This window comes from Salmonella sp. SAL4457 (assembly GCF_046548235.1).
Lineage (GTDB): Bacteria > Pseudomonadota > Gammaproteobacteria > Enterobacterales > Enterobacteriaceae > Salmonella > Salmonella enterica.
In genome coordinates this window covers 1-255 of the sequence record NZ_JBGDZO010000862.1, presented here as the reverse complement: position 1 = coordinate 255, position 255 = coordinate 1, and the positions used below count along the sequence as shown (strand labels likewise).

Below are 255 nucleotides of genomic sequence, written 5' to 3'. Positions count from 1 at the left end.
GTCCATGAACTGATGGAAAGCCTCGACGCGCAGCAGCGCGAGCGAGTGCGTTCGGCGCTGTCCTACGAGGAGGACCAGGTCGGCGCGCTGATGGACTTCGAGATGGTCACCATCCGCGAGGACGTCAGCCTGGAAGTGGTGCTGCGCTACCTGCGCCGCCTGAAGGAACTGCCCGGGCTTACCGACAAACTGTTCGTGGTCGACTACGACGGCGTGCTCAAGGGCGTGCTGCCGATCTAGCGCCTGCTGGTCAAC

1 pseudogene is annotated in these 255 nt (G+C 63.9%); it reads left to right on the top strand.

The features are described from left to right. Nucleotides 1-240 (top strand): annotated as a pseudogene (locus ACLJNW_RS26640) (magnesium transporter); the annotation flags it as partial. Nucleotides 241-255: the final 15 nt, after the last annotated feature.